This is a genomic window from Micrococcus sp. KRD077, assembly GCF_017168505.1.
Lineage (GTDB): Bacteria > Actinomycetota > Actinomycetes > Actinomycetales > Micrococcaceae > Micrococcus > Micrococcus luteus.
Genome location: NZ_JABFAZ010000034.1, coordinates 1 through 3060 on the forward strand (window position 1 = coordinate 1; position 3060 = coordinate 3060).

Annotated in this window: 5 protein-coding genes; 2 read left to right on the plus strand and 3 right to left on the minus strand. The window is 74.0% G+C overall.

Annotated features, from left to right (window positions below; genetic code table 11):
- The coding region (locus tag J1M39_RS08670) for a DUF3099 domain-containing protein (RefSeq protein WP_206496682.1) at positions 1-299 on the minus strand (299 nt) is incomplete at its 3' end.
- Positions 300-470: 171 nt separating this feature from the next.
- On the opposite strand from J1M39_RS08670, the gene J1M39_RS08675 reads away from it, so the two are divergent.
- Positions 471-1217 carry a beta-ketoacyl-ACP reductase gene (locus J1M39_RS08675; RefSeq protein WP_036315234.1) on the plus strand — a complete coding sequence of 249 codons (747 nt, stop codon included), beginning with the start codon at positions 471-473 and terminating at the stop codon, positions 1215-1217.
- Between the two features lie 37 nt (positions 1218-1254).
- Positions 1255-2013, plus strand: a complete 759-nt coding sequence (locus J1M39_RS08680; protein WP_123243847.1) for an SDR family oxidoreductase — start codon at positions 1255-1257, stop codon at positions 2011-2013.
- Positions 2014-2086: 73 nt separating this feature from the next.
- Here J1M39_RS08680 and serB read toward each other — a convergent pair whose 3' ends face one another.
- Together serB and J1M39_RS08690 are read right to left on the minus strand one after the other, a co-directional pair.
- Complete coding sequence (serB, locus tag J1M39_RS08685) at positions 2087-2923, minus strand: phosphoserine phosphatase SerB (RefSeq protein WP_061867251.1); 837 nt, start codon at positions 2921-2923, stop codon at positions 2087-2089.
- Positions 2924-2933: 10 nt separating this feature from the next.
- On the minus strand, positions 2934-3060 hold a 127-nt coding region (locus J1M39_RS08690; RefSeq protein WP_206496681.1), incomplete at its 5' end, for an integrase core domain-containing protein.

Here is a 3060-nt window from a genome sequence, read left to right on the forward strand (position 1 = left end):
GGCACGGCGCGCAGGGTGCCGGCCTGCTGCGGGCCGGTGTTGTTCACGCGCACGACGGCGACGTAGGGCAGCACGACCGCGCCGAGGATGAACCCGAGCTGCCACCAGCCGTGGGTGAAGAGCGCGGCGACGAAGCAGGCGGTGCGGAGCAGCATCTGGACCAGGTAGACCTTCATGCGCGCCTCCCGGTCCGCGCTGCGGCCGGCGGCGGCGGTGGTGACCCCCTGGACCTCCGGTGTCGTCCCGCGCCCGGCGCGGGCGGGACGGCCGGCTCGGGAGCCGGCGGCGGAGCTGGTCATGGCGCATCCTCCTGGCACGTCGCGCCCTGCGGAGGGCCCCCGCGTGGCCGCGGACGTAGAGTGGTGGTTCACATGCCGGCGCGCCCGCCCTCGGCGGCGTCCCGCAGGACGGCGTCGACGGCGCCGCGCCGGTGCTTCAGTCTAGTCCCGTCCCGTCCGGAAGGTGTTCCCATGGCCGATCAGACCACCACGCCCGCAGCGGACGCGCAGGCCGCCGGCCGCAGCGTCCTCGTCACGGGGGGCAATCGCGGCATCGGCCTGGCCATCGCCCGGGCGTTCGCCGCGCACGGCGACCGGGTGGCCATCACCTCCCGCTCGGGGGAGGGGCCGGAGGGGGTCCTCGCGGTCCGGGCCGACGTGACGGACGCGGCCTCCGTGGACGCGGCCTTCCGCGAGGTCGAGGAGGTCCACGGCCCGGTCGAGGTGCTCGTGGCCAACGCCGGCATTACCCACGACCAGCTGCTGCTGCGCATGTCCGAGGACGACTTCACCTCGGTGATCGACACGAACCTCACCGGCGCCTTCCGCGTGGTGCAGCGCGCCACCAAGGGCATGATGCGCCTGAAGCGCGGACGCATCGTCCTGGTCTCCTCCGTGGTGGGCCTGCTCGGCTCGCCCGGCCAGGTCAACTACGCCGCCTCCAAGTCCGGCCTCGTCGGGATGGCCCGCTCGATCACGCGCGAGCTCGGCGCGCGCGGCGTGACCGCGAACGTCGTGGCCCCCGGCTACATCGACACCGAGATGACGCAGTCCCTCGACGACGAGCTCAAGGCCCAGTACAAGACGTCCATCCCGGCCGGCCGCTTCGCCGCCCCGGAGGAGGTGGCCGGCGTCGTGCGCTGGCTGGCCTCGGACGAGGCCGCGTACATCTCCGGGGCCGTGATCCCCGTGGACGGCGGCCTGGGCATGGGCCACTGACGACCACCGACCGCTGAGCAGACAGGAAGCACAGAACATGACCGAGCAGGACCTGGCCGGACGCGGCGTCGTCGTCACCGGCTCCTCCCGCGGCATCGGAGCCGCCACCGCCGAGCTGCTGGCCGCCCGCGGCGCGGGCGTCGTGGTGAACTACCGCCAGAAGGCGCCGCGCGCGAACAAGGTGGTGCAGAGGATCGAGGACGCCGGCGGCCGCGCCGTGGCCGTGGGCGGCGACGTGACCGTCGCCGAGGATCGGGCCGCGCTGCTGGACGCCGCCGTGGAGCACTTCGGCTCGCTCGACGTGCTCGTGCTCAACGCCTCGGGCGGCATGGAGTCCCAGTTCGGCGAGGACTACGCCCTGAAGCTCAACCGTGACGCCCAGGCCGCGCTGGCCGACGCCGCGCTCGAGCGCATGGGTGCCGGCGGGCAGATCGTGTTCGTGACCTCCCACCAGGCGCACTTCATCGACGAGGTCGCCACGATGGACTCCTACGAGCCCGTGGCCCGCTCCAAGCGCGCCGGCGAGGACGCCCTGCGCGAGCGCATCCCCGCGTTCGCAGAGAAGGGCGTGGGCTTCGTGGTGGTCTCCGGCGACATGATCGAGGGCACCATCACCGCCACCCTGCTCGACCGCGCCGAGCCCGGTGCCATCGAGGCCCGCCGCGAGGCCGCCGGCAAGCTCTACTCCGTGGAGGAGTTCGCCGCCGAGATCGCCTCCCTCGTGGGCCGCGACGACCTCGAGGTCGGCCACACCGAGCTCGTGGGCGGCGCCGAGGACTTCCTCGGGCAGGACTGAACCGCACCACACCCCTGACGACGTGGGCCGGATCCGTGGGATCCGGCCCTCGTGACCTCCGGGCGCGGGCGCCTCAGAGACCCAGGAGCCACCGCAGGGGGGTGAAGGAGGGCACGTCGACGACGACGTCCGCGTGCTCCCGGAGGATCGGCTTTGCGCACAGCGCCACGCCGCAGCCGGCCGCCTCGAGCAGGTCGATGTCGTTGGCGCCGTCGCCCACGCCGACGGCCTGCTCGGGGGTGAGCCCTGCGTCCTCGGCCCAGGCGCGCAGCATGGCGGCCTTCGCCGCGCGGTCCACGACGTCGCCGAGCACCCTCCCGGTCAAGTGCCCGTCCCGCACCTCGAGCTCGTTGGCGCAGTAGGCGTGCACGCCCCACGCCTCGGCCAGCGGGGCGAGCACCTGGGTGAAGCCACCGGAGACCGCGCACACCCGGCCGCCGGCCGCGGTGACGGCCTCGATCAGCGCGAGGGCTCCGTCGGTGGGCCGGATGGCCCGCACCACATCCGCCACGACGCCCACGGGCAGCCCCGCGAGCGCCTCGACGCGCGCGTGCAGCGAGGCGGCGAAGTCGAGCTCACCGCGCATCGCCCGCTCCGTCACCTCGGCGACCTCGGCCTCGCGGCCGGCGTGGGCGGCGAGCAGCTCGATGACCTCCTGCCGGATCAGCGTGGAGTCCACGTCCGTCACCACGAGGGGCACCGGCGCGGCGGCGACCGCCGCCGGCAGCGTGAGCACGTCCCACCCGGAGCTCGGCTCCGGGGCCGCCGCCCACTCGTCCGCGGCGAAGCGCCAGCCCAGCAGGCCGTCGTCGATGAGCCGTTCGGCGTCGTCCGGCACGCCGACCGGGGGCGCGTCCGTGACGAGGAGGGCGGGGTCGGCGGTGACGACGAGGCGACGCAGGGTGCTCATGCGCGGCATCCTAGGTGTAAGAGGTCATGACGTTGTTGACTCGTGCCGGGGCCAACGAGGTTGGCGGGGCGTCCCCGCAGGAGGTATGAGGCCGATGGTAGTTGTAGTGGTTCACCCACACCTGCAGGGCCTCACGC